Source organism: Gelidibacter algens, assembly GCF_001678675.1.
GTDB classification, from domain to species: Bacteria; Bacteroidota; Bacteroidia; order Flavobacteriales; family Flavobacteriaceae; genus Gelidibacter; species Gelidibacter algens.
In genome coordinates this window covers 1-3,021 of the sequence record NZ_LZRN01000099.1, presented here as the reverse complement: position 1 = coordinate 3,021, position 3,021 = coordinate 1, and the positions used below count along the sequence as shown (strand labels likewise).

The 3,021-nt window shown below is 29.8% G+C and carries 5 protein-coding genes; all 5 read left to right on the top strand.

Annotation, left to right across the window (positions count from 1 at the left end):
* The coding region (locus A9996_RS19150; RefSeq protein WP_211272675.1) for an alkaline phosphatase family protein at positions 1-1,175 on the top strand (1,175 nt) is incomplete at its 5' end.
* A complete protein-coding gene (locus A9996_RS19145) occupies positions 1,138-1,389 on the top strand; it encodes an alkaline phosphatase family protein (protein ID WP_066439110.1) in 252 nt (83 codons plus the stop codon). The genes A9996_RS19150 and A9996_RS19145, both read left to right, overlap by 38 nt.
* Positions 1,390-1,580: 191 nt before the next feature.
* Positions 1,581-1,871 carry a hypothetical protein gene (locus A9996_RS19140; protein ID WP_157487263.1) on the top strand — a complete coding sequence of 97 codons (291 nt, stop codon included), beginning with the start codon at positions 1,581-1,583 and terminating at the stop codon, positions 1,869-1,871.
* Between the two features lie 650 nt (positions 1,872-2,521).
* Positions 2,522-2,860, top strand: coding sequence for a hypothetical protein (locus A9996_RS19135; protein ID WP_157487262.1), 339 nt, complete (start codon positions 2,522-2,524; stop codon positions 2,858-2,860).
* Positions 2,861-2,862: 2 nt separating this feature from the next.
* Positions 2,863-2,985 (top strand): AraC family transcriptional regulator, encoded by a 123-nt coding sequence (locus tag A9996_RS21100; protein ID WP_157487261.1) that lies wholly within the window; start codon positions 2,863-2,865, stop codon positions 2,983-2,985.
* Positions 2,986-3,021: the final 36 nt, after the last annotated feature.

The following is a 3,021-nucleotide window of genomic DNA, read 5'->3' as shown; positions in this document are numbered from 1 at the left end:
TACTGTTATTTTCAATAAATAGTCATACAAATGCACAAACTCCTAAAAAAAGAGTTGTTATGATTTCAATAGATGGTACACCAGATTATCTTATCGATAAATTCCTAGATGATGGAACGCTTCCTGCTGATGGTGCTTTTGCACGAATGAAAAAAAAAGGTGCTTATGCTGAAACAGTATTGCCTATAAATGTCGCTTCTACTGGACCTTCTCATATTTCCATTTTTACAGGAGCTTCTCCTTCTAAAACAGGAATTGTTGGAAACACATTTCGAAATAATAAACAAAATTGGTCTAGTCCAAAATTATCTGCTTTTAGCCAACCAATTGCTGCTGAAACAATCTTTCAAGCAGCAATGAGGCAAGGGAAAAAAGTGATGACTCTAGCAGGTGTTGGTTTAGACTACACCAACAAAAATCGAATGACAGATTATATGCATATGTACCCAGTAATTTCGGGACCATCCCTAATAATGGATTTAGAGATTACTGACACTATATTCAATCAAATGGATACCGAAAGTTTTATTAAATTAAAAACAACAACGAAAAGCCCTTCAAAAGCTATTTTTGAAGTTTCAGGAAACTTCAAAATGCCGCTATATTTTTATCTAAAGGATCGAATGTTTAATCCAATGTACTTACCTAATCAACCTACTGAAATTTTTATTGATACTGATACTGATTTCAAAAACGGTTATTCAGCAATCGTTAATTCCCAAAGTTGGACAGGAATGGAAATTGAAAAAAATGGTAAAAAATACAATACTTCTTTCAGAATTTTGAAAGCAGACGAAAAAGCAGGTCAGTTTCTACTTTTTATGACGGCTCCAGCAGAAGTCTATGGTTCTCCAAATGGTTTTTTGGAAAAACTACAATCAAATTGTGGTTTATGGCCTGGTGAACCTGAAAATAGAAAACAAACAACTGGAATGGTATCTGAAAAAATTTGGTTTGAGCAACTAGATCGATTAGCAAAATATTCAAAGGATTTAATTATAACAGGAATGAAAGAAAAAGAATGGGATTTACTATTTGGATATTTTTCTACACTTGATGATGTGCAACACAGATATACACTTACAAATTCGCGTCAAATGGATTATAAAGCAGATAATGGTAACCGTCCAAAAATTTATGCTGAATATAATAAAAAAAAGATTTCAAATTATTGATAATTACCTACTTGATATTTTTAATACTGCTCCAAAGGAAACCAATTTCGTAATTTTTTCTGATCACGGAATGATACCTATTCATACCACTTTAATAATCAATAACTATTTTGAACAAGCTGGTTTTAATGATAGTAATCAAAATATAACAGCAGTATCTAGCGGAACGGCTGCACACATATACATTAATAAAGAAAAAATAAAAGACCATTGATTATGAAAAGCTATTAAATAAATTGACCGAATCCCTAAAGTCATTAAAAGACAATAAAACTAGGAGAGTCAATTTTTAAACTTGTTGCCAATCAGCAGCAGAACAAAAAAAATATGGTCTCTACAATAAAGATTATTCAGGCGTATTTATTCGTGAGCTGTAATGCAGGATATTCAATATCCGATAAATTGTTGCCTAAAGTAAACTTTTTTGTGCAAAACTCTTTTGACCCAAAAATGTTTGAAAGCGAGAACGAGGCAACTAAAAATTTTCTTTTGAATGGTACAATGAATGAAACTGGAAGAGCCGTTCACGGATGTTTAGCAACTTTCCGTGAAGGACAGCCTATTTTTTATGCTATCGGACCAGATGTCCCAAAAAAGGAATTAAAAAACTTTTATTCTTTGCAAATAGCACCAACAGTTGCAAAATTATTAGGAATTAAACCTCCAATGAATGCGGAACAAAAAAGCAGTTTTTAAATAGGATGCAATAGCAAATCAATATAAAACTTAATAAAAATGAAACCATTAATATTATTTGCCTTCGTAATAGTTCTAATTGGATGCATCTAACAAAAACTCGCTAAATGCCATTATCTGTCGAGCAAGAAATTTTTGAAATGCTAAAAACCAATCATAATATGCGAAATAAAGATATCGCCAATTTTGTAACCTGTAACCTGTGACCAAAAACATTGAAAAGGGGCTTTTGAGATATTATCCAAAAATAAAATTAATACTAATTTAGATTAAGATAGCGCCACATTTTTACTTCAGCATTTAAATGCAGTCTTATTTGATGGTGAATTAAAAAGCAGAAGCCCCGAACTATATACAGGCATATCCATTATTAAATAGCCTTTTAATTCTGTATGCAATGAGTTAAACTAAATGGCGTCCTTCAATTATGTACGCTAATCGCTCTGTACTGTTAGGTAAGAAAAATATGGAATTCAAAAAAATATATGACGAAAAATCTAAAAGTTTTACTATGAATTGCAATAGACATCATTCTAAAAGACGCATAACTTAAAAAATGCAATATAAATAATCAAAATTTAATTTTTTGAATTTAATAGTTTTAAGTATGGCGAGCAATAATACAATTCACAGTTATAAAATACATGTTATTGACATTTTTTAAAATAATCAAGAACGTTCTATTAATAAACAAAGAAGATGAAACTATAGTTTCTTCATTAATATCAGAAAAATTGAAAACAAGAACAACTCCTATTAATGCGAAAAAATGTATAAAATATGAAAAATCTGGATTAACTGAAAAAAAGGCAAGGGAGATTCATGATTTATTATCCCAACGAATGGAGAAAGAGCATTTATTTTTAAATCCTGAACTAACTTTAGTCGAGCTTGCAAAATTGATGAACATTCATCCCAATAATTTATCTCAAGTTATTAATACTTATGAGAAAAAAATTTTTATAATTATATCAATTCAAAAAGAATAGCGATGTTTAAAAGAATGATTGTTTCTAATAATTTGAATAAATATACAATTTTATCAATAGCTCATGACTGTGGTTTTAATTCTAAATCTTCATTTAACAAACATTTCAAAAAATCAACTATTTAACCCCGAAAGAATTTATTAATTCCACTATTGAAATTT